The sequence below is a fragment of the Streptomyces sp. NPDC036815 genome, assembly GCF_055609205.1.
Genome location: NZ_JBVJPW010000007.1, coordinates 18,818 through 40,933, shown reverse-complemented (window position 1 = coordinate 40,933; position 22,116 = coordinate 18,818). Strand labels below are relative to the sequence as shown.

Genomic DNA, 22,116 nt, shown 5'->3' with positions numbered 1-22,116 from the left:
CGGGCCCGCCGCGACAGGCCCGCCGCCACAGGCCTCACGGGCTCGGCAGTACGAGGCGGAACAGCGCGCCCCCGCCCGGCGCCCGTTCCGCCGTCAGCTCCGCGCCGTGCGCGTGCGCGATCTGGCGGGCCATCGCGAGGCCCAGACCCGAGCCCGGCAGCGCGCGGGCCTTCTCCGCGCGGTAGAAGCGGTCGAAGACGTACGGCAGGTCCTCCTCCGCGATGCCCGGGCCGTGGTCGCGCACGGTCAGGTCGGCGCCGGTCAGCGCGACCTCGACCGGAGCGCCCGGCGGGCTGAACTTCGCCGCGTTGTCCAGGAGGTTGGTGAGCAGCCGGGACAGCCGCGCCGCCACCCCGGGCACGCTCAGGCCCTCCGCGTCCGGCGCCACCCGCAGCGTGAACGGCACGGCAGGCCAGTGGCCGCGCGCCGCGTCCACCGCGTGCACGGTCAGCGGCGCGAGCCGGACCTCTTCGAGCAGCGGCTGCGGCTCCGCGTCCCTGGCCAGCTCGATCAAGTCGTTGACCAGGCCGGTGACCTCACGCAGCTGGCGGCCGAGCGCCCCGGACGCCCGGTCGCGCTGCGCGTCCGTCAACAGGTCGGCCTTGGCGAGCAGTTCGGCGTTCGTACGCAGCGCCGTCAGCGGCGTGCGCAGCTCGTGGGAGGCGTCGGCGACCAGCCGGCGGCGGGCGGCGACGGACTCCTCCAGCTCGGCGAGCATCGTGTTGAACGTGGCGGCGAGGCGGGTGACCTCGTCCTCGTACCCCTCGTACCCCTCGTACCCCTCGCGGCCCGGCGGCCCCGGCGGCAGCTCGATGCGGTGCCGGGCGTCCCGCGTGGCCGCGATGCGCTCGGCGGTGGCGGTCAGCCGGGTGATCGGCGCCAGACCGGTGCGCGAGACCCAGTAGCCGCCCACCGCGGAGAGCAGCACGCCCGCGCCGCCCACCGCCGCGAGCAGCGACGCGGCCTGGCGCACCCCGCGCTCCGCGATGTCCGCGCGCAGCGCGACCTGCACGGCCTCGCCCTTGCCGAAGGTGGTGGTGTACATCCGGCCCGGCTTGCCGCCGGGGAGCGTGAAGTTCGAGTAGTACGGCGCCCGCCGGCCGTCCGCGACGGCGCGCGTCGGCCCCGTCACCGGCAGCAGGTACGGCTCGGCCGGGTCGTCCGCCGCAGCCGCCGGTACGACCTGGGAGCAGGCGGGCGCGCCCAGGTACCGGCACTGGCCCGCAAGGACGCCCAGACCCTCGTCGCGGTGCTCCTGGACGACGAGCGTCGCCGACTGGGCGAGGTTCTGGTCGAGCTGCTGGTAGAGCTTGAAGCGGATCACGAAGAACGCGGCGGCGCACACCCCGATCGCCACCACCGCCACGGCCGCCGCGGCCATCACCGCGAGGCGGGTGCGCAGCGGCCTGCGGCGCCGCCAGCGCGCGCCGAGCCTGCGCCGCGCGCTCACGGGGAGCCCAGCCGGTAGCCGACGCCGTGCACCGTGTGGACGAGCCGCGGCTCACCGCCCGACTCCAGTTTCCGGCGCAGATAACCCACGTACACGGCAAGCGAGTTGGAGTCGGGGCCGAAGTCCCGGCCCCACACCGCCTGCTGGATCAGCTCGCGCGGCAGGACCTGGCCCGCGTTGCGCAGGAGCAGTTCGAGCAGGACGGCCTCCGTGCGGCTGAACTCCACCCGGCGCTCGCCGCGGCGGCCGGTGCGCGTCGCGGGATCGAGGACGAGATCGCCGTACGCGAGGTCGTCGCCGTCGGCCGCGGCGCGCTCCGGCGTCGCACGGCGCAGCAGGGCCCGCACCCGCGCCACCAGCTCGTCGAGGGCGAACGGCTTGACCAGGTAGTCGTCGGCGCCCGCGTCAAGACCGTCGACGCGCTCGCTCACCGAGTCCAGCGCCGTCAGCACGAGGACCGGCGTGCGGTCGCCCGCCGCGCGCAGCTGGCGGCAGACCGCGAGGCCGTCCATGACCGGCATCAGGACGTCGAGCACCACCAGGTCGGGCTGCCAGCGGGCGACCGCCGTCAGCGCGCGGTGGCCGTCGGCCGCGCCCCGCACGTGGTGGCCCTCGACCGTGAGGGCGTCCTCGACGGCGGCCCGCACCTCGGGGTCGTCGTCGACGACGAGGATCCGGTGCCGCGACGCGTCGCCCGCGCCCGGCGGGCCGCCCTTGCTGGTCACGCTCGTGAAGCTCATGGACCAAAGGTGCCAAACGCGGCTCTTAAAACCCTCTTAGACCCCCGCGTGAAGCTCCGATGCCATGCGAACCTCTCTCTCCGTCGTGATCGGCGCGGGCGGCACCGGTGGGCACATCTATCCGGGCCTCGCCCTCGCCGACGCGCTGCGCCGGGCCGTGCCCGGCGCCGTGATCTCCTTCGTCGGCACCGAGCGGGGCCTGGAGACCCGGCTGATACCGGACGCCGGGTACCGCCTCCACACCGTCGACATGATCCCCTTCGATCCGTCGCTCGGCGCCCGTCGCTACCTGCTCCCCGCCGCGCTGGTGAAGTCCGGCGCCCAGTGCCGGGCCATCCTGCGCGGGCAGGGCGCACAGGTCGCCGTCGGCATGGGCGGGTACCCCAGCGCGCCCGTCATCGTGGGGGCCCGCATGGCGGGGCTGCCGAGCCTCATCCACGAGTCCAACGCGGTGCCGGGCCGCGCCAACCGGTTCGCGGCGCGGCTCACCCCCAACATCGCGGTCGCCTTCGACCGCAGCCGCGCCCACCTGCCGGGCGGCGAGCGCGCGCACACCACCGGGATGCCGATCGCCGCGCCGCTCGCCGCGCTCGACCGGGCCGCGCTGCGCGACGAGGCCCGGCGCGACCTCGGGGTGCCCGCCGGGGCCCGGCTGATCCTCTTCAACGGCGGCAGCCTCGGCGCGGCCCGCCTCACGGAGGCGGCGGTCGGCCTCGCGGCGCGCTGGCGGGAGCGGCGGGACGTACACCTCCTCGTCAAGACCGGCCCCGCGGCCCTGGAGGAGACGCGGGCCCGGCTCGCCGCCGAGGGCGGTGACGCGGTCGCCCGCGCCGTCCCCTACCTCGACCGCATGGACCTCTCCTACGCGGCCGCCGACCTCGTCGTCTGCCGCGCCGGCTCGGCGACGGTCGCCGAACTGGCCGCCACCGGCGTCCCCGCCGTCCTCGTGCCCTACCCGCACGCGCCCGGCGACCACCAGACCCACAACGCCCGGGTCCTCTCCGACGCCGGCGCGGGCGTCCTGCTGCCGGACGCGGAGACCACCGCCGACCGGCTCGCGCAGCTGCTCGGCCCGCTGCTCGCCGACCCGGTGCGGCTCGCCGCGATGAGCGGCGCCGCGGACCCCGGCCCGCACGCCCGCGCCGCCGACCTGCTCGCCGAGCGGGTCCTCGAACTCGCCCACGTCACCCCTCACCTGGAGTACGCATGAACACGTCCACCACCTTCTCCTGGCAGGACCGCACCGTCCTGGTCACCGGAGCCGAAGGCTTCATCGGCTCGACGCTCGTCGACCTGCTCCTCGAAGCGGGCGCGAACGTCCGGGCCTTCGTGCACTACAAGCCGTACGCGGAGAAGGGGCACCTGGCGCACCTCCTCGGCGACCCGCGGGTCGAGATGATCGCCGGGGACGTGCGGGACGCGGGCCGCGTGATGGACGCGGTCGACGGCTGCGACACGGTCTTCCACCTCGCCGCGCTGATCGGCATCCCCTACTCCTACGACTCGCCGGGCGCGTACGTGCAGACGAACGTCGTCGGCACGGAGAACATCGCCGAGGCGTGCCGGCGGCACTCCGTGCGGCGCCTCGTCCACACCTCCACCAGCGAGGTGTACGGGACCGCGCTGACGGCACCGATCGCCGAGACGCACCCGCTGCAGCCGCAGTCGCCGTACTCCGCCTCGAAGATCGGCGCCGACATGATGGCGCTCTCCCACTGGCACGCCTTCGAGCTGCCGGTGACGGTGGTCCGGCCCTTCAACACGTACGGGCCCCGGCAGTCCGCCCGCGCCGTCATCCCCACGATCCTGGCCCAACTGCACGCGGGCGCACGGGAGATCAAGCTGGGTTCCCTGACACCCACGCGGGACTTCACCTACGTCACGGACACGGCGCGCGGCTTCCTGGCGATGGCGGTGTGCGACCGGGCGCTCGGCCACGCGGTGAACCTGGGCGTGGGTCAGGAGATCTCCATCGGCGACCTCGCGGAGGCGCTGATCGCGGCGTCCGGACGAGAGGCGTCGGTGGTCGTGGACCCGGCGCGGCTGCGCCCTTCGGGGAGCGAGGTGGAGCGGCTCCTGTCGGACAACTCCCGGGCGCGGGAGTGGGCGGGCTGGGTGCCGGAGGTCTCCCTCATGGAGGGGCTCAAGCACACGTCGGCCTGGGTCGCCGAGAACCTGCACCTGTTCGCGCCCGAGCGCTATCAGGTCTGAGTTCCGGCCGCGGGCCGTGGGGGGCCGGTCGCGCGGTTCCCCGCGCCCCTGACCGAACCGCGCCTCCGGCACCCGCTCAGGACTGTGCGGCTGCCGCCGCCAGGCCTCCCAGGAGCAGCAGCGTGAACCGCCGCGCCCACTCCTCGTCCACCGGTTCCGCGCTGACCAGGGCGCGGTGGACCACCGCGCCGGCGATCACGTCGAAGATGAGGTCGGCGGTGCGGGCGGCGGAGGTGGGGTCCGGTTCGGGGGGGAGCTCGCCGCGGGCCTGGGCCCGTTCGCGGCCCGCGAGGACCAGGCGCTTCTGGCGGTCCACGATGGAGGAGCGGATGCGGTCCCGCAGCGGCTCGTCCGTCGTGGACTCGGCGACCACCGCCATCAGCGCCGTCTTCGTCTCGGGGCGCCCGAGCAGCACCGCGAACTGCAGGACGACGCCTTCGATGTCGCCGGCGAGGCTGCCCCGGTCGGGCAGTTCCAGTTCGTCGAAGAGCTCCGCCACCGCGTCGACGACGAGCTCGCTCTTGCCCGCCCAGCGCCGGTAGAGCGTCGTCTTGGCGACGCCCGCCCGGGTGGCGACGGCGCCGAGCGTCAGCTTGGACCAGCCGAGTTCGACGAGGCCCTGCCGGGTCGCCTCCAGGATCGCGGCGTCGGCGGTCGCGCTGCGCGGGCGGCCGCCGGTGCGGGTGGGAGGAGTGGTGCGGCTCTGCATGCCCGCGACCATACCGGCCAGTACGTACCGCCTCGGGGTGCGGAGTGAGCGAGATCACCGGAGGCCCCGTTCCGCGCCCCGGAGGGGGCAGTTACGCTACGACCTGTAGCGAAAGTTGATGACCGCGGTGAACGGCGAACACCCCCGCGGCAGCAACGACCGCCACGAGCGACAACCACGCAGCACGACCACCGGCCCGGGGTGGGGACCCCGGGCCAACCGACGGTCCTCCTCGGGACCTTGGACCGTGCCCCCTGTGGCCCCGCAATCCGGCGGGGGGTCACGGACGGGCGCGGTTCCCGCACGGCTTGGGGGAGGATGTACTCATGCAGCCACGGAACATGTCCATGAGCGGAGTCGTCGACCTCGCCGCGGTGAAGGCGGCCCAGGAGGCCAAGGCGAAGGCGGAGCAGGCGCGCGCCGAAGCGGCCCGGCAGGGCGGGGGCGCGGCGGGCGCCGCGATCTCCCCGGCCTCCCTCGTCATCGACGTCGATGAGGCGGGCTTCGAGCGCGAGGTCCTGCAGCGCTCCACCGAGGTCCCGGTCGTCATCGACTTCTGGGCCGAGTGGTGCGAGCCGTGCAAGCAGCTGAGCCCCCTTCTGGAGCGGCTCACGCAGGAATACAACGGCCGTTTCCTCCTTGCCAAGATCGATGTCGACGCGAACCAGATGCTGATGCAGCAGTTCGGGGTCCAGGGGATCCCGGCCGTCTTCGCGGTGGTGGCGGGCCAGGCCCTGCCCCTCTTCCAGGGCGCCGCCCCGGAGGCGCAGATCCGCCAGACCCTGGACCAGCTCATCCAGGTCGGCGAGGAGCGCTTCGGCCTGACGGGCCTGGTGGTCGACGCCGGCGCCGAGGGCGAGCAGGCCCCCGCGCCCGCCGAGGTGCCGGCCGGTCCTTACGACGCCCTGCTCGAAGCGGCCGTACAGGCGCTGGACGCGGGCGATCTCGACGGTGCCGTCCAGGCGTACAAGAACGTGCTCAGCGACGATTCGGCCAACACCGAGGCCAAGCTCGGCCTCGCCCAGGCCGAACTGCTGCGGCGCGTCCAGGGCCTCGACCCGCAGGCGGTCCGCAAGGACGCCGCCGACCGTCCCGCGGACGTGCAGGCCCAGATCGCCGCCGCCGACCTGGACCTGGTGGGCGGTCACGTCGAGGACGCCTTCGGGCGGCTCATCGACACGGTCCGCCGCTCGGTGGGCGACGACCGGGACGCGGCGCGGGTGCGGCTGCTCGAACTCTTCGAGGTGGTGGGCGCGGACGATCCGCGGGTGACGACGGCGCGCACGGCGCTCGCCCGGGTGCTCTTCTGACCGCACGCCGACCGTCCGGCCGGTACCGTCCACCGGCCCTCCTGCTGACCAGTCCCTAAACACAGGGGCATGTGATGCCGGAGTGAAAAGTCTGTCCCCAGGACGCAACAGCGGCCGCACTTTGCCAAAACTTGGCAATTGCGGCCGCTGTTACTTGGAGTAAGGGAAACGCTTCCTTCTGGGCGTATTCGCCCGTTCATGCCCCGTTCTGCTCCCGGTCGTTGAGCCACCGTCCGTGGCCGACCGATACCGCGCGGTCGCGCTTCGGTTATCCGGCCGTTACTAGCGAGTAACGAACCCCCTTGTGCGGGGGCCGAGAATGCACCACGATCGGCGACGCTCGGTCCGATAACCCGCAGCCCGACAGCCAATCGGGAGCGGGGTTTCTGGGTCCCCACCGAGCAGGCCGGTGACGCCGTCGCCGGTCTAGGACAGGGGGGTCTCTGCCGGTCCCGGCAGGGCCTGTCCGCGAGGTCGTGCGTGATGCGTCAGGCGCGACCAGTGGTTGTCGCTCGGGGGTGATCGCCGGTGATGAGTGGTGCGGTTGCGCGCCTCCGATGCGGGCGCTCTCCTTCCCGAGGACGTAGCACTTCTCCCATCCCTGCCCGGCTGAGCCGCCCGAACGGGAGCAGTCAGGGCCGGAGATGTACGTCCGAGAAGGAGGAAAGTCATGGAGTCCGTGGCTCGTGGCGGAACCAGATGGAAGCGGTTCGCCGTGGTCATGGTGCCGAGCGTCGCGGCGACTGCCGCGATAGGCGTCGCCCTGTCCCAGGGTGCGCTCGCGGCATCGTTCAGTGTGTCCGGTCAGCAGTTCAAGGTGACTGCCAAGGAGCTCAACGGCAAGGGGTTCGTCCAGTACGGAGCCCTTGACAGCGGCAAGTCGGGTCACCACCCGGTGGCGGTCGTCGGTCTCGAATCGGCGACGATCACCAATCTCTGCCAGTCGGTGGTCGTGCCGGTCCCGGTCTTCGGCGATGTGTCGATGACCCTCAAGGCCGGTGGCGAGGGCGGTCCGAAGGTACAGGCCAAGAAGCTCTACATCGATGCCGACGACCTGAAGGCCAATGCGACCTTCCACAAGGTCGACATCGGCGTCTCGGTCGACCAGACCACCAAGGGCCCTGGTCCGGCGAAGGGCGACAAGTACGCCCCGGACTCGTTCGCGCAGCAGGCGGAGTCGGTGAAGTTCACCGATGTCAAGCAGCGTGCGTGGGCGACCACCGCCGGTACCTTCAAGCTCTCTGGCCTGGGCATGTCGGTCAAGAAGGGCAAGCACGAGTGCTACTAGGGCAGTTGATGCCCTAACGGGTCGCAGCTAGGCGGCCCGGCGCGCACTCGGTGCGATGAGAACGGCCGGGCGCGGGGGCGCGACGGCATCTGACGGAGCCGTCCCCGTGCCCGAAACCGCATGACACACCGAACCAACGCCATTCCCGAGGAGCTGTACGACATGAGCGCCGAAGCGCAAGTGGGACTGGGCGACAAGCTCGGCCGGATGCGCCTTCGTTTCCGAGGGTGGCGCGGTCAGCGCCCGTTCTGGGGTGGCCTGCTGACACTTCTCGGCGGCATCCCGATCATGTATTTCCCGTACGCGAACCTCACGCTCGGCACGATGACGATCCGGATGGCGACCACCGCCGGCGCCGGATCGCTGATCATCGGCGTGCTGTTGGTCGTGCTCGGCCTGACCATGTGGTTCCAGCCGCACTCCCGTGTCTTCGCGGGCGTCGCGGCGATTCTGCTCGCCCTGGTCTCCCTGGTGGTCTCCAACTTCGGCGGCTTCGTCATCGGCTTCCTGCTCGCCCTGATCGGCGGCGCCCTCGGCGTCTCCTGGGCCCACGCGAAGCCTGCCGGTGAGCCCGCGGGACGCAAGGCCGCAGAGTCCGGCGGCCCCGACGGGGTCCTCGGGTCGCCCGCAGCGGCCGGCGCGGGTGGGGTGAGCGGCGAACAGGACGATCTGTCAGGAACGAGCCCGACGAACGGGACGAACGGGAGGCACCGTGCCGGCTGACGAGGTGCACCACGAGGGCTTCGCGGGGGAGCCCCGTGCGAGAACCGGGCCGCGCCACGCGGCACCCAGGAAGCCGCTGCTGACCCGGCTGCAGGTTCCCGCGGGCAAGGCGATCGCCATCGCCGCGATGCCCACCGCCGTACTCATGGGCATGGGCCTGACCCCGACGCTCGCGCAGGCCAAGCCGGGTGTCCCGGACAACCCCTTCCAGGACGGGCCGTGTGTCACGGCGCCGGACAAGGACGCCGAGGGCGACGCGGAGAAGGACGCCGCGGCCAAGGCGAAGGAAGAGGCGGCCGAGAAGGCGGCCAAGGACGCTGAGGACGCCAAGAACGCCGACGAGGCCAAGGGGACGGACGGGAAGGACGAGGCGAAGAAGGACGACGCCGCGAAGCCGGACCCGTCGACCTCGCCCTCCTCGGACGACGAGGCGGACCGCGGCGACAAGGCGGACCCCGACGGCAAGTCCGGCCCCACCGAGCCCTCCACCGGCGAGAGGGACGGCGCCGAGGAGTCCGGGAAGACTCCGGAGCCCGCCGAGACCAAGAACCCCTGGGACCCGCTGGGCGTGGGCGACGCCATCAAGGACGTCTTCACGCCCGACAAGGACGAGGAAGAGGCCAAGGACGAGGCCGAGAAGGAGCCCGATTCCTCGGCGTCTTCCGGCTCGAAGTCCGGTTCCGAGGCGGGCTCCGGCAAGGACGGGTCCCCCGAGGACGCGCTGAAGGACACCACCGACAAGGTCACCAAGCCGGTCGACGACACCGTCGACAAGCTCGGGGACGGCGTCAAGGACGGTCTCGAGGACGGCAAGGACACCGCCGAGGACGAGGCCGACAAGCTCAAGGACAAGGCGGACAAGCTCAAGGACAAGGCGGACAAGCTCAAGGAAGCGGCCGAGAAGGCGGCGAAGGACGCGGCGAAGGACAAGGCCGAGGACCCGATGGCGCCGGACGAGAACGGCAAGAAGCCGTTCCCCTGCGTGGTCGAGAAGAAGGTCGCCGGAGACGCCGAGAAGACGCCCTCGCCGATCCCGAACCAGCCGTGGAACCTGGAAGCCAGCTCGCTCACCCTCAAGGGCGCCGACTACCAGGGCGTCGTGAACCTGACGATGCCCAACGGCCAGAGCAAGCAGGCCCTGAAGTACGTCGTCCAGAACACCGACATCGGCGACCTGCACCAGATCGTCGAGGGGCCGGGCGGCAAGAAGTACCACGTCGAGGCGGCCAAGGGCACCACGTCCACCATCCGGGGCGGGGAGACCACGATGTACACCGAGCGGATCTCGGGCAAGCTGTTCGGGCTCATCCCGATCACCTTCGACCCCGAGCACCCGCCGCCGCTGAACATCCCGCTGATCTACTTCACGGACGTGAAGGTGCAGCAGGCGGGCCAGTTCGGCGGGAACCTGACGATTCCCGGACTGCACCAGTCGATCACCGACTGAGCCGCCCGCACGACAGACGCCGAGGGCGCCCCCTTTCGCAAGGGGGCGCCCTCGGCGCGTGCGCGGTGACGGGCGTGGGCCCGGCCGTCAGTCGCGGCCGCCGCCGCCCAGGTGGTGGACCCGCACCATGTTGGTGGTGCCGGGGACGCCGGGGGGCGAGCCCGCCGTGATGACGACGGTGTCGCCGTCGTTGAAGCGCTTCAGCTTGATCAGCTCGGCGTCGACGAGCTCGACCATCGCGTCGGTGTTGTCGACGTGCGGCACGACGTAGGTGTCCACGCCCCAGCTCAGCGCGAGCTGGTTGCGGGTGCCCTCGTCCGTGGTGAAGGCCAGGATCGGCTGGGCCGCGCGGTAGCGGGAGAGGCGGCGGGCCGTGTCACCGGACTGCGTGAAGGCGACCAGCGCCTCGCCGCCGAGGAAGTCCGCGATCTCGCACGCGGCACGGGCCACCGAACCGCCCTGCGTACGCGGCTTCTTGCCGGGCACGAGCGGCTGCAGGCCCTTGGAGAGGAGCTCCTCCTCGGCCGCGGCGACGATCTTCGACATCGTCTTGACGGTCTCGATCGGGTACGCGCCCACGCTGGACTCGGCGGACAGCATGACCGCGTCCGCGCCGTCCAGGATCGCGTTGGCGACGTCGGACGCCTCGGCGCGCGTGGGGCGCGAGTTGGTGATCATCGACTCCATCATCTGGGTCGCGACGATCACCGGCTTGGCGTTGCGGCGGCACATCTCCACGAGGCGCTTCTGCACCATCGGGACCTTTTCGAGCGGGTACTCGACGGCCAGGTCGCCACGGGCCACCATCACGGCGTCGAACGCCGCGACGACGCCCTCCATGTTGGCGACGGCCTGCGGCTTCTCCACCTTGGCGATGACGGGGACCCGGCGGCCCTCCTCGTCCATCACCTTGTGGACGTCCTTGACGTCGCTCGCGTCGCGCACGAAGGACAGGGCGACCATGTCGCAGCCCATCTTCAGGGCGAAGCGCAGGTCCTCGATGTCCTTCTCGGAGAGCGCGGGCACGTTCACGGCCGCACCGGGCAGGTTGATGCCCTTGTGGTCGGAGATGACACCGCCCTCGACGACGATCGTCTTGACGCGCGGGCCGTCCACCTCGACGACGCGCAGCTCGACGTTGCCGTCGTTGATCAGGACCTGGTCACCCTTGGAGACGTCGCCCGGCAGGCCCTTGTAGGTCGTGCCGCAGATCGACTTGTCGCCCGGGACGTCCTCGGTGGTGATGGTGAACTCGTCACCGCGCACCAGCTCGACGGGGCCCTCGGCGAAGGTCTCCAGACGGATCTTGGGGCCCTGCAGGTCGGCGAGGACACCGATGGCGCGGCCGGTCTTCGCGGCGGCCGCACGGACGCGGTCGTACCGCCCCTGGTGCTCGGCGTGCGTGCCGTGGCTGAAGTTGAATCGGGCCACGTTCATGCCGGCCTCGATCAGCGAGACGAGCTGCTCTTCGGAGTCGACGGCGGGGCCCAGCGTGCAGACGATTTTGGAACGGCGCATGGGGCGATCCTATCGGTTTGTTTCGCTACGGAATATTCCGTCTGGTGGAATCTACAAATGGGCGGAAGTCCGCTCAGGCGTTGCGGTCGGCGACCAACGCATACGTCTGCGCGGCGATCTCCAATTCTTCGTCGGTCGGCACCACGGCCACGGCGACGCGCGCGTACTCCGGCGAAATGAGCCGGGCTTCGTCGGAACGTACGGAATTGAGCGCACCGTCGACCGCGAGCCCCAGCTCCTCCAGGCCCTGCACCGCCGCCTCCCGCACCGGGGCGGCGTTCTCACCCACGCCCGCCGTGAAAGCGATCGCGTCGACCCGGCCGAGAACCGCGTAATAGGCACCGATGTACTTCTTCAGGCGGTGGACGTAAATGTCGAAGGCGAGCGCGGCCTCTTCGTCGCCTTCATCGACCCGGCGCCTGATCTCCCGCATGTCGTTGTCGCCGCAGAGCCCGATCAACCCGCTCTTCTTGTTGAGCAGTACGTCGATCTCGTCGATGGACATCTTTCCGACCCGGGCCAGATGGAAGATGACCGCCGGGTCCAGGTCACCGGAGCGGGTGCCCATCACGAGCCCCTCCAGCGGCGTGAGCCCCATCGAGGTGTCGACGCACTTCCCGCCCCGCACCGCGCTCGCCGAGGCGCCGTTGCCCAGGTGCAGCACGATGACGTTGACGTCCTCGGGGGCCTTGCCGAGCAGCTTCGCCGTCCTGCGCGAGACGTACGCGTGGGACGTGCCGTGGAAGCCGTAGCGCCGCACGCGGTGCTCGTCGGCGGTCTTCACGTCGATCGCGTAGCGCGCCGCGGACTCCGGCATCGTCGTGTGGAAGGCGGTGTCGAAGACGGCGACCTGCGGCAGGTCGGGGCGCAGGGCCTGGGCGGTGCGGATGCCCGTGATGTTGGCCGGGTTGTGCAGCGGGGCCACCGGGACCAGGCGCTCGATCTCCTTGAGCACCTCGTCGGTGATCACGGTCGGCTCGGTGAACTTCAGGCCGCCGTGCACCACCCGGTGGCCGATCGCGGCCAGTTCGGGGGAGTCGAGGCCGAGGCCGTCCGCCGTCAGCTCGTGGGCGACGGCCCGCAGCGCGGCCTCGTGGTCGGCGATCGGCTCCTCGCGCTCACGGGGCTCGGCGCCGCCGCCGGCCAGCGGGGTGTGCTTGAGCCGCGAGGTCTCCTCGCCGATCCGCTCGACCAGGCCGACGGCGAGGCGTGAGCTGTCGCGCATGTCGAGCAGCTGGTACTTCACCGACGAGGAGCCGGAGTTGAGGACGAGTACGCGAGTGGCGGTCACTGGGGGGACGCTTTCTGTGGGGGTGGTCAGGCGGTGGGGGACTGGGCCTGGGACTGGATGGCCGTGATGGCGACGGTGTTGACGATGTCCTGGACGAGCGCGCCGCGGGACAGGTCGTTGACCGGCTTGCGCAGGCCCTGCAGGACCGGGCCGACGGCGATCGCGCCGGCCGAGCGCTGCACGGCCTTGTAGGTGTTGTTGCCGGTGTTCAGGTCCGGGAAGATCAGCACGCTGGCCTGGCCCGCGACGTCCGACCCCGGCAGCTTGGTGGCCGCGACGGAGGGCTCCACGGCGGCGTCGTACTGGATCGGTCCCTCGATCTTCAGGTCGGGGCGCTGCTCGCGGACCAGCTCGGTGGCCTCGCGCACCTTGTCGACGTCGGCGCCCGAACCGGACGTACCCGTCGAGTACGAGAGCATCGCGATCCGCGGCTCGACCCCGAACTGCCCGGCGGTGGCGGCCGCCTGGACGGCGATGTCCGCGAGCTGCACGGCGTCGGGGTCCGGGTTGACCGCGCAGTCGCCGTACACGAGCACCTTGTCGGCGAGGCACATGAAGAACACCGACGAGACGATCGAGGCGTCCGGCTTGGTCTTGATGATCTCGAAGGCGGGCCGGATGGTCGCCGCCGTGGAGTGCACGGAGCCCGACACCATGCCGTCGGCGAGGCCCTCCTGGACCATCAGTGTGCCGAAGTAGTTCACGTCGGCCACCACGTCGTACGCGAGCTCGACGGTGACGCCCTTGTGGGAGCGCAGCTCCGCGTACTTGGCGGCGAAACGGTCCCGCAGTTCGGAGGTCTGCGGGTCGATGAGCTCGGAGTCGGCGAGGTCCACGCCGAGGTCGGCGGCCTTCTTGCGGATCTGCTCGACCGGGCCGAGCAGCGTCAGGTCGCAGACGCCGCGGCGCAGGAGCACGTCGGCGGCGCGTAGCACCCGCTCCTCGGTGCCCTCGGGCAGCACGACGCGGCGCCGGTCGGCGCGGGCCCGCTCCAGGAGCTTGTGCTCGAACATCATCGGCGTGAGGCGGTCGCTGCTCGGCGCCGATACGCGGCTCAGCAGGTCCGCGGTGTCGACGTACCGCTCGAAGAGGCCGAGGGCGGTCTCCGCCTTGCGGGGCGTCGCCGCGTTCAGCTTGCCCTCCAGGGCGAAGAGTTCGGCCGCCGTGGGGAAGGAGCCGCCGGAGACCGCGACGACCGGGGTGCCGGGCGCGAGGCGGTCGGCAAGGGTGAGGATCTCCTGGCCCGGCTGCTCGTTCAGGGTCAGCAGGACGCCCGCGATGGGCGGCGTACCGGCGCTGTGCGCGGCGAGCGAGCCGACCACGAGGTCGGCGCGGTCGCCGGGGGTGACCACCAGGCAGCCCGGCGTCAGGGCGTTCAGGAAGTTGGGCAGCATGGCGCCGCCGAAGACGAAGTCCAGGGCGTCGCGCGCGAGCCCCGAGTCGTCCCCGAGCAGCACGCGGCCGCCGAGGGCGTGGGTGATCTGCGCGACCGTCGGCGCGGAGAGCGCGGCCTCGTCGGGCAGCACGTAGCAGGGCACCGGGAGGCGGGCGTCCAGGCGCTCGTGGATCTCGTCGCGGTCGGCAGGAGCCACCCGGTTGGTGATCATCGCGAGGACGTCGCAGCCGAGCGAGTCGTACGCGCGGTAGGCGTTGCGCGTCTCGGCGCGCACCGACTCGGCGGTCTGGTTCTTGCCGCCGACCACGGGGAGCACGGAGGCGCCGAACTCGTTGGCCAGGCGGGCGTTCAGCGCGAGCTCGTCGGGGAGCTGGGTGGCGGCGAAATCCGTGCCGAGGACGAGGACGACCTCATAATCCCTCGCGACCCGGTGGAACCGGTCGACGAGTTGCGAGACCAGTTCGTCGGTGCCCTGCTCGGCCTGGAGCGCCGACGCCTCGTGGTAGTCCATGCCGTAGACGGTCGTCGCGTCCTGCGAGAGGCGGTAGCGCGCCCGCAGCAGGTCGAAGAGGCGGTCGGGACCGTCGTGGACGAGCGGCCGGAAGACCCCGACCCGGTCGACCTGGCGGGTGAGGAGCTCCATGACTCCCAGTTCGACGACCTGGCGACCGTCGCCCCGGTCGATCCCGGTCACGTACACGCTGCGCGTCACGCGTGCTCCCCTTCTTCGCTTCCGTCGCTGTCCGCGGCCCGGCACGGGTGCCGGGCGAGCTGGACAAATTACCCGATATCGCGGCTGTGCCCTCTTGACAATACCTCTGCGGCTGGATACGTCGCCCGCCGGACGAAAGGCCCCACGGGGGCGGTACCAAGGTCCCTGCCCGCCTCTCGGACAGACATCCGTCGGACATCCGTGAGCGGCGACCCCCTGGTGGCCGTGGAACAATCGGATTGGCTCACAAGTACCAGCAGCGAGCAGGAGACACAGCGCGATGCGTATCGGAATTCTCACCGCGGGCGGCGACTGCCCCGGCCTCAACGCAGTGATCCGGTCGGTCGTGCACCGCGCCGTGACGCACTACGGCGACGAGGTCATCGGCTTCGAGGACGGCTACGCGGGCCTGCTCGACGGGCGCTACCGCCCCCTCGACCTGAACGCCGTCAGCGGCATCCTCGCCCGCGGCGGCACCATCCTCGGCTCGTCCCGCCTGGAGCGCGCCCGCTTCCGCGCGGCCTGCGACAACGCCAAGGAACTCATCGAGAAGAGCGGTTTCGACGCGCTCATCCCGATCGGCGGCGAGGGCACTCTGACGGCGGCCCGCCTGCTGTCCGACGCGGGCGTGCCGGTCGTCGGCGTCCCCAAGACCATCGACAACGACATCTCCGGCACGGACCGCACCTTCGGCTTCGACACGGCGGTCGGCGTGGCCACCGAGGCGATGGACCGCCTCAAGACCACCGCCGAGTCCCACCAGCGCGTGATGGTGGTCGAGGTCATGGGCCGCCACGCGGGCTGGATCGCCCTGGAGTCCGGCATGGCCGGCGGCGCGCACGGCATCTGCCTGCCCGAGCGCCCCTTCGACCCCGCCGACCTGGTCGCCCTCGTCGAGGAGCGCTTCTCGCGCGGCAAGAAGTTCGCGGTGATCTGCGTCGCCGAGGGCGCGCACCCGCAGGACGGCACGATGAACTACGGCAAGGGCGCGATCGACCAGTTCGGCCACGAGCGCTTCCAGGGCATCGGCACGGCCCTCGCCTACGAGCTGGAGGCCCGGCTCGGCAAGGAGGCCAAGCCGGTCATCCTCGGCCACGTCCAGCGCGGCGGCACCCCCACCGCGTACGACCGCGTCCTCGCGACCCGCTTCGGCTGGCACGCGGTCGAGGCGGTGCACCGCGGGGAGTACGGCCGGATGACGGCGCTGCGCGGCACGGACATCACGATGGTGCCGCTCGCGGAGGCGGTCACGGAGCTGAAGACGGTCCCGAAGGACCGGATGGACGAGGCGGAGTCGGTCTTCTAGCCCGGGTCCCCGCGACGGGTCCCCCGGTTTCGGGGCGGCGGGCGGAACCTCAGCCCCGCCCGCCCCGGACCAACGACCAGAAGTGTTCGAGGATCCGGTCGAGGAAGTCCCGGCCTGCCTCCCCGGACGCGTCGGAGCTCGCCCCGCCGCCCCAGCTCAGCGTGCGCGTCATCCGGGACTGGTAGTCCTCGTGCATCTGCCGCAGCACGTCCTCGACGTGCCGCTTCTCCACCGGAAGCAGCTTGGCCACCGGTCGCACGTACCCCTGCCACCGGGTCGTGACGGCGCTGCGCAGCAGCTCGGCGAGCGCGTCGGCCCGGCCCGTCACGGTGACGAAGTCGGCGGGGGAGAGCGCCAGGGCGCGGGCGAGGGCGGCGGACTGCCGTTCGTTGCCGCGCCAGGTGCCGGTCTCCTCCATGCGCAGATACGACTGGATCTCCACCCCCGACTCCCGCGCGACGTCCTCGGGGGCGAGCCCCCGCGCGAGCCGGTGCTCGCGCAGGGTCCGCGCGGCCCCCATCAGATCCCCCGGCGAGCACCACAGCGTGGCGGCGAGCGCGGTGAGCTCGGCGGAGGTCGGCGCGGCGAGCCCGCGCTCCCAGGCGGCGATGGTGTCGGCGGTGACGTACGCGAGCCCGTAACTGGCCCGCATCCCGTAGGCGACGTGCCCGTGGGCCATCCCGAGCGCCTCCCGCAGGCGCCGGGCGGCGGGGAAGTCGAAGGGGGGCGTCGGCTGGTGCGGCGGTTGGCTCGATTGCACGGGCACACCGTAGGCGCCTGCGGGGGTGGTGACTACGGTGTGTTTCTACGAGGTTGCGGATTGGTGGGAAGGTACGGCTGCCGGAACGGCGGCGCGTCCGCCCCGGCAGCCCGGTCCGCGTCAGCGGTTGACCGACTGGACCTCCTCCACCACCACGTCCTGCTCCGCGCCGAACTCGCCGTCGGGCAGCGGCTTCGCACCGTTCACGCCGGTGCCCGTCCAGTGGATCTTCCACGTCACCGTGGCCTTCAGCGGGTACGAGCCCTTGCCCGAGGAGCGCAGGTACTTCACGCCGCAGGGCGGGGTCTCCTCGGCTCTGCCCTTGGCGTAGGGCGTGCCGATCTTGTCGCCGACGAGGTCGCAGACCCCGTTCGCGGGGTACGTCTCCGCGTCCGCGGTGCCCGGGTCGATCTTGAGGGAGACTGGTTCGGCGGTCGTCGTCGCCTCGATGCCGAGGACGCGGACCCTGGCCGTGACCGACACCGGCTTGAACTCCGCGCCGTCCAGCCACGCCCAGGTCGGCAGGTTCACCTTGGTCGCGGCCTCGGGGGCCAGCTTCACCTCGGTGCCGGGGACGCGGATCCTCGCGTACGCCAGTTTCGCCAGGATCTCCGGGTCGAGGGCGGGGATGCCGGGCGGCGGCGGGTCGCCCTCGTCGACCCAGAAGGTGTCCTTGGTGCACTTGTCCCAGCCGGGCGGGTAGGACTTGTTGGGGAACGCGGTCCACCAGTAGCCCTTGCCGGCCTTGTCGAGGTTGAAGTTCTTGTACGGTTCGCCGTCGACGTACCGCTTGCGCTGCTCCAGGTCCCACTGGGCGCCCGTGGAGTCGACCGACCAGACCGCCTCGCGCTCCTTCTTGAACTGGGCGGGGGTGTAGGTGGGGCCGTACCAGCAGGGCGGCGGGCTGTAGTCGCCGGTGGGGGCGATGGGGCCGGCCTTGGGGCCGGAGCCGTTCTTGGAGTCGTCGTAGCTGATGCCGCCCGCGGTCGCCGTCAGCGAGCCGTCGCCGCCGCTCTCGGTGGGGCCCTCGGCGTTTCCGTTCGCGGTGCCGCCGTGGCCGGTGCGCGCGGACGCGGGCCCCGGCAGGAGCAGCGCGGCGGCCATCGCCACGGCCCCGGCGGCTACGAGTGACGTCCTTCTCATGGCTGGCATGTGTCGTTCCCCCGGTCGGATGTGGTCGTCTCGGTGATCCAGACGCCCTGGTCGTTCACGCGCAGTCGGCTGCTGTAGAGCACGAAGTCGTCCTTGGACGGCGCCGACGCCTTGGCGGTCTTCCCCGTCTTCAGGCTCTTGTTGTGCGCCTTGCGCTGGTCCTCGCAGTAGACGAGGCCCGCCGTCCTGCCGCCCGTCACGTCCACCCGGGCGTTGTAGTACCGCTTGGTGCCGGTGATCCGGTCCTTGTAGTCGACGTACTCCTGCACGAACTTCTGGCTGCCGGCCGCCGCCTCGCCCTCGGCGTAGAAGCGGTACGCCTTGTGCAGCGGCTTCTGCTCGGCGATGGCCAGGTCGACGGCCTTCAGGTACTGCTCGGTGTCGGCGAGCACCGCGTCCTTGTTCTCGTCGCCCGTCCTCGACCACTCGAACTCGTAGGTCAGGTCCGCGGGGAGCTCGATCTTCGGCCGGTCCGCGGCGTCGCGGGCGGGCTTGTCCGCGGGGGTCGACTTCCCGCCGTCCCCCTGGTCCGCCCCCGCGATCCTGTCGTCGTCCCCGGACGCGTCGTCGTCGCTGCCGCAGGACGTCAGGAGCAGGACCGCGGACGCGGTGAGCGCGGCCGTCGCTAGGCGGAGAGGGCGGTTCACTGTCGGCTCCTGGCGAGGTGGGGGGGAGGGGGCGAGCTCAGCACGCTAGTGCGGAGACGGGCCCGATACCAGGGAGATGTGTGGCCACGAATGGGGCGCCGGGGACGTATCGGCGCGAACTCATGTCACAGTTCTGTGTCCGCGGGGGAAGCCTGTTTTCAGCCCTTCACCGCCCCGCCCAGCGCGAAGCCGCCGCCGAGCTTCCGCGAGATCAGGACGTACAAGAGGATCACCGGCGTCGAGTAGAGGATGGAGAACGCGGCGAGCTGGCCGTAGACCACGGTGCCCTTGTTGCCGAAGAAGTCGTTGATGCTGACCGACGCGGGCATCTGCTCCGGGGTGAGCAGCAGCATGAAGGGGACGAAGAAGTTGCCCCACATCATGACGAAGGAGAAGACCGTCACCACGGCCACGCCCGGGCCCATCAGGGGGAGGACGATCCGCAGGAGGGACTGGAAGGACGAGGCGCCGTCGGTCCACGCCGCCTCCTCCAGCTCCTTGGGGACGCCGTCCATGAAGTTCTTCATCAGCCAGATGGCGAACGGCAGTTGGGACGCCGCGAAGAAGAAGATCGTGCCCTGCATCGTGTCGATCAGGTCGACCTGGACGAAGAGCGCGTAGACGGGGACCATGATCGCGGTGATCGGCAGGCTCGTCGCGAAGAGGATCGTCAGCATGAAGGGGCGGTTCAGGCGGGAGCGGTAGCGCGAGAGCGGATACGCGGCGAGGGCCGCGCAGACCACCGTGAGCAGGGTGCCGCCGCCGCACAGCAGGAGGCTGTTGAGGAGCGGGGTGAAGGTGATCTCGGGGGTCAGCACCTGGTCGTAGTTGTCGAGGGTGAGGCCGTCGGGGACCCGCACCCTGAGGTCCGCCTTCGGGTCGAAGGAGGACAGGACCACCCAGGCGAGCGGGAGCACGAACGCCGCGGCCACCACCAGCAGGCCCGCGTCGGCCGCGAGCCGGTGCTTGGTGCGCCGCGTCCGGAGCGTGCCCGAAGTCGCCCTGCGCGCAGATGAGTTGACGGCCACTCAGACCTCCGTGCGCAGCAGGCGCAGGTAGACGAGGGAGAAGAGGGAGCCGACCAGGAGGAGCAGCAGGGCCACGGCGGTGCCGTAGCCGATCATGCTCTTCTGGAAGGCCTGCTCGTACATGAAGAGCGGGAGCGTCTGGCTGTCGTTTCCCGGGCCGCCGCGCGTCATCACCCAGATCAGCCCGAACACGGAGAGCGTCTGGAGGGTGTTGAGCATGAGGTTGGTGCCGATGGAGCGGCGGATCATGGGCAGCGTGATGTGCCACATCTTCCGCCAGCCGCTCGCGCCGTCGACCTCCGCGGCCTCGGTGATCTCCTTGGGGATCTCGTTCAGGGCGGCGGAGTAGACGAGCATCGAGAAGGCCGTGCCCCGCCAGACGTTCGCGAACGACACCGCCAGGATCGGCAGAGTGAACATCCAGTTCTGGGACGGGAGATGGAGGAAGTCGAGGACCGCGTTGAGGGTGCCCTCGCGGCGGAAGAAGGCGTAGAGCAGGAAGCCCGCGACGACTTCGGGCAGGACCCAGGCCGTGACGACGATCGCGCCGGTGAGGGTGCGGACCGGCTTGGACGCGCGCTGCATGAGGGAGGCGAGGGCCAGGCCCAGGGTGTTCTGGCCGATGAGGGAGGAGAGGACCGTGAAGACGAGGGTGAGCCAGACCGCGTTGAGGAACCGCTCGTCGCCGAACGCCTCACGGAAGTTGTCGAACCCCACGAAGCTCGACTCGGCCTGGCCGGTGAGCTGGAGATCGGTGAACGCGATGTACGCGCAGTAGCCGATCGGGCCCGCGAGGAAGAGGACGAGCAGGATGACGGCGGGGGAGACGGGCAGGGCCCTGAGCAGGCCCCTGCGGACGCGGGTCCGGGCGTCCGGCGGGGTGGCGGGCGGGCGGCCCGGCGACGTCTTGGCGACGCCGCCGGGGCCCGCGGGGGATGCGGTGGTCACGTACGGGCACTCACTCTCTGGTCGCGACGGCGGTACGGCCTGCCCGTGCCGCTATTTCTCCACGACCTCGCCGTCCGTCGCCGAATCGACCTCCTCCGCGTAGCCGTTCGCCGCGTCCTTCACCGAGCCGTCGCCCGTCGTCACCGTCTCCATCGCCTCCTGGATCGCCGTGGAGACCTTGGGGTACGCGGGGAACGCGGGCCGGTAGTGCGTCGAGGACACCAGGTCGGTGAAGAACTTGATGCCGGGCTGCGCCTTCACGTACGCCGGGTCGGCCGCGACGTCCTTGCGGACCGCGATCCCCGAGTTGGCGATGTACCACTTCTTGGCGTTGGCCTTCGTCTGCATCGTCTCGATGAACTTGAAGGCCAGGCCGGGGTTGTCCGCCTTGGCCGGCACCGACCAGGTCCAGCCGCCCGACATGCTCACCTTGCCGGGCGCCTGGCCGTGCTGCGTCGGCATGGCGGCGAGGCCCAGCTTCTTCGACCACTCGGGCCACTCGTGGCCCGCGCCCTCGCCCCAGTCCTGCGGCAGCCACGAGCCGTCGAGGTTGATCGCCAGCTTGCCCTCGGGCAGCAGCTCACCGCGTACGCGGGTGGCGAAGTTGGGGTCGAGGGCGTCCGAGACGTCCGGGCCGAGCTTCTCCTTGTAGACGGTCTCCACGAACTTCAGGGAGTCCTCGATCCCCTTGCTGCCCGTGATCCATTTCTTCGACTCCGGGTCGTAGAGCGGGTCGTCGCCCGTGCCGTACGCGAGCATCTCGAAGCCCTGCATCGTCGCCGCCTCGCCCGCGGGCTTGCCGGTGTAGACGTTGAGCGGGGTGACGCCGGGGACCTTCTCCTTGACCGTGCGGGCCGCGTCGAGGACGTCGTCCCAGGTCTTCGGCCGCCAGTTCGCGGGCAGGCCCGCCTTCTCGAAGACGGCCTTGTCGTACCAGAGGCCGCGGGTGTCCGTCCCGTCCGGCACGCCGTACGTCTTGCCGTCGGCCGCCTTCGCCGCCGTCTTCGCCGTGTCGATGAACTGTTCCCAGTCCCGCCACTTGTCCAGGTAGGGATCGAGCGGCTTCAAGTACCCGCTGGTGATGTCCGAGTTGATGAGGAACGTGTCCTCGTAGACCAGGTCGGGCGCGGTCTTCGGGGAGCGCATCATCTGCTGGAGCTTGGTGTAGTACTCGGAGTCCGGCGCCTTGATCGGCACCAGCTTGACCTTCTTGCCGGGGTTCTCCTTCTCGAACTGCTTCTTGACGCCTTCGAGGTAGGTGTCCATGACCTTGATCTTGTTGTCCGTGGACTGCTTGAAGGAGACCTTCACGGTGTCGGGGTCGTCGCCGGAGCCGCCGCCGCACGCGGTGAGGGTGCCGGCGGCGAGCAGGGCGGAGGCGGTGAGGAGCAGGGGGGTGGTGGTGGGGCGCACGGGCACGACCTCCTACTGGCCGACGCGGCTGGGTCGCCACGCGGGGTGCAACGGGTACAACGCGGGT

The 22,116-nt window shown here is 71.2% G+C and carries 19 protein-coding genes; 7 read left to right on the top strand and 12 right to left on the bottom strand.

Annotated elements, in window-relative coordinates; translation table 11 throughout:
* Positions 1-34 precede the first annotated feature (34 nt).
* Positions 35-1,450: a sensor histidine kinase gene (locus ACZ69I_RS16535; RefSeq protein WP_470832864.1), complete on the bottom strand. Its 1,416-nt coding sequence runs from the start codon at positions 1,448-1,450 to the stop codon at positions 35-37.
* Complete coding sequence (locus tag ACZ69I_RS16530) at positions 1,447-2,190, bottom strand: response regulator transcription factor (protein WP_467671447.1); 744 nt, start codon at positions 2,188-2,190, stop codon at positions 1,447-1,449. Before ACZ69I_RS16530 ends, ACZ69I_RS16535 begins: the two co-directional genes overlap by 4 nt.
* 64 nt (positions 2,191-2,254) lie before the next feature.
* Between ACZ69I_RS16530 and ACZ69I_RS16525 the strand changes: the two genes are divergently transcribed.
* Positions 2,255-3,400, top strand: a complete 1,146-nt coding sequence (locus ACZ69I_RS16525) for a UDP-N-acetylglucosamine--N-acetylmuramyl-(pentapeptide) pyrophosphoryl-undecaprenol N-acetylglucosamine transferase (protein WP_470832862.1) — start codon at positions 2,255-2,257, stop codon at positions 3,398-3,400.
* On the top strand, positions 3,397-4,401 hold the full coding sequence (locus ACZ69I_RS16520) for an SDR family NAD(P)-dependent oxidoreductase (RefSeq protein ID WP_470832860.1): 1,005 nt from the start codon (positions 3,397-3,399) through the stop codon (positions 4,399-4,401). The genes ACZ69I_RS16525 and ACZ69I_RS16520 overlap by 4 nt, the downstream gene beginning before the upstream one ends.
* 76 nt (positions 4,402-4,477) lie before the next feature.
* Here ACZ69I_RS16520 and ACZ69I_RS16515 read toward each other — a convergent pair whose 3' ends face one another.
* Positions 4,478-5,110 carry a TetR/AcrR family transcriptional regulator gene (locus ACZ69I_RS16515; RefSeq protein ID WP_470832859.1) on the bottom strand — a complete coding sequence of 211 codons (633 nt, stop codon included), beginning with the start codon at positions 5,108-5,110 and terminating at the stop codon, positions 4,478-4,480.
* Positions 5,111-5,436: 326 nt separating this feature from the next.
* Between ACZ69I_RS16515 and ACZ69I_RS16510 the strand changes: the two genes are divergently transcribed.
* From ACZ69I_RS16510 to ACZ69I_RS16495, 4 genes are all read left to right on the top strand, one after another.
* Positions 5,437-6,420, top strand: coding sequence for a tetratricopeptide repeat protein (locus tag ACZ69I_RS16510; RefSeq protein WP_470832857.1), 984 nt, complete (start codon positions 5,437-5,439; stop codon positions 6,418-6,420).
* A gap of 670 nt (positions 6,421-7,090) precedes the next feature.
* Positions 7,091-7,708, top strand: coding sequence for a DUF6230 family protein (locus ACZ69I_RS16505; RefSeq protein ID WP_355802687.1), 618 nt, complete (start codon positions 7,091-7,093; stop codon positions 7,706-7,708).
* Between the two features lie 162 nt (positions 7,709-7,870).
* Positions 7,871-8,431 carry a DUF6114 domain-containing protein gene (locus tag ACZ69I_RS16500; protein ID WP_467671457.1) on the top strand — a complete coding sequence of 187 codons (561 nt, stop codon included), beginning with the start codon at positions 7,871-7,873 and terminating at the stop codon, positions 8,429-8,431.
* Entirely contained in the window at positions 8,421-9,878 is a 1,458-nt protein-coding gene (locus ACZ69I_RS16495; RefSeq protein ID WP_470832855.1) for a hypothetical protein, read from the top strand. Before ACZ69I_RS16500 ends, ACZ69I_RS16495 begins: the two co-directional genes overlap by 11 nt.
* Before the next feature lie 87 nt (positions 9,879-9,965).
* Here the strand turns inward: ACZ69I_RS16495 and pyk are convergent, their stop codons facing one another.
* The 3 genes from pyk to pta form a co-directional block, all read right to left on the bottom strand.
* Positions 9,966-11,396, bottom strand: a complete 1,431-nt coding sequence (gene pyk / locus ACZ69I_RS16490; RefSeq protein ID WP_467671461.1) for a pyruvate kinase — start codon at positions 11,394-11,396, stop codon at positions 9,966-9,968.
* Between the two features lie 73 nt (positions 11,397-11,469).
* Complete coding sequence (locus ACZ69I_RS16485) at positions 11,470-12,687, bottom strand: acetate kinase (protein WP_470832852.1); 1,218 nt, start codon at positions 12,685-12,687, stop codon at positions 11,470-11,472.
* Between the two features lie 26 nt (positions 12,688-12,713).
* Complete coding sequence (gene pta / locus ACZ69I_RS16480; protein WP_467671465.1) at positions 12,714-14,795, bottom strand: phosphate acetyltransferase; 2,082 nt, start codon at positions 14,793-14,795, stop codon at positions 12,714-12,716.
* A gap of 280 nt (positions 14,796-15,075) precedes the next feature.
* Here pta and ACZ69I_RS16475 point away from each other — a divergent pair, with 280 nt between their 5' ends.
* Positions 15,076-16,101 (top strand): ATP-dependent 6-phosphofructokinase, encoded by a 1,026-nt coding sequence (locus ACZ69I_RS16475; RefSeq protein WP_467671467.1) that lies wholly within the window; start codon positions 15,076-15,078, stop codon positions 16,099-16,101.
* 49 nt (positions 16,102-16,150) lie between these two features.
* Here the strand turns inward: ACZ69I_RS16475 and ACZ69I_RS16470 are convergent, their stop codons facing one another.
* From ACZ69I_RS16470 to ACZ69I_RS16445, 6 genes are all read right to left on the bottom strand, one after another.
* A complete protein-coding gene (locus ACZ69I_RS16470; RefSeq protein ID WP_467672029.1) occupies positions 16,151-16,780 on the bottom strand; it encodes an XRE family transcriptional regulator in 630 nt (209 codons plus the stop codon).
* 201 nt (positions 16,781-16,981) lie between these two features.
* Entirely contained in the window at positions 16,982-18,013 is a 1,032-nt protein-coding gene (locus ACZ69I_RS16465; RefSeq protein ID WP_467671469.1) for a hypothetical protein, read from the bottom strand.
* Positions 18,001-18,660 (bottom strand): hypothetical protein, encoded by a 660-nt coding sequence (locus ACZ69I_RS16460; RefSeq protein WP_470832850.1) that lies wholly within the window; start codon positions 18,658-18,660, stop codon positions 18,001-18,003. The genes ACZ69I_RS16465 and ACZ69I_RS16460 overlap by 13 nt, the downstream gene beginning before the upstream one ends.
* 158 nt (positions 18,661-18,818) lie before the next feature.
* Positions 18,819-19,688: a carbohydrate ABC transporter permease gene (locus ACZ69I_RS16455; RefSeq protein ID WP_470832848.1), complete on the bottom strand. Its 870-nt coding sequence runs from the start codon at positions 19,686-19,688 to the stop codon at positions 18,819-18,821.
* A complete protein-coding gene (locus tag ACZ69I_RS16450) occupies positions 19,689-20,636 on the bottom strand; it encodes a carbohydrate ABC transporter permease (protein WP_467671475.1) in 948 nt (315 codons plus the stop codon).
* 51 nt (positions 20,637-20,687) lie between these two features.
* On the bottom strand, positions 20,688-22,055 hold the full coding sequence (locus ACZ69I_RS16445; protein WP_470832847.1) for an extracellular solute-binding protein: 1,368 nt from the start codon (positions 22,053-22,055) through the stop codon (positions 20,688-20,690).
* Between the last annotated feature and the right edge of the window lie 61 nt (positions 22,056-22,116).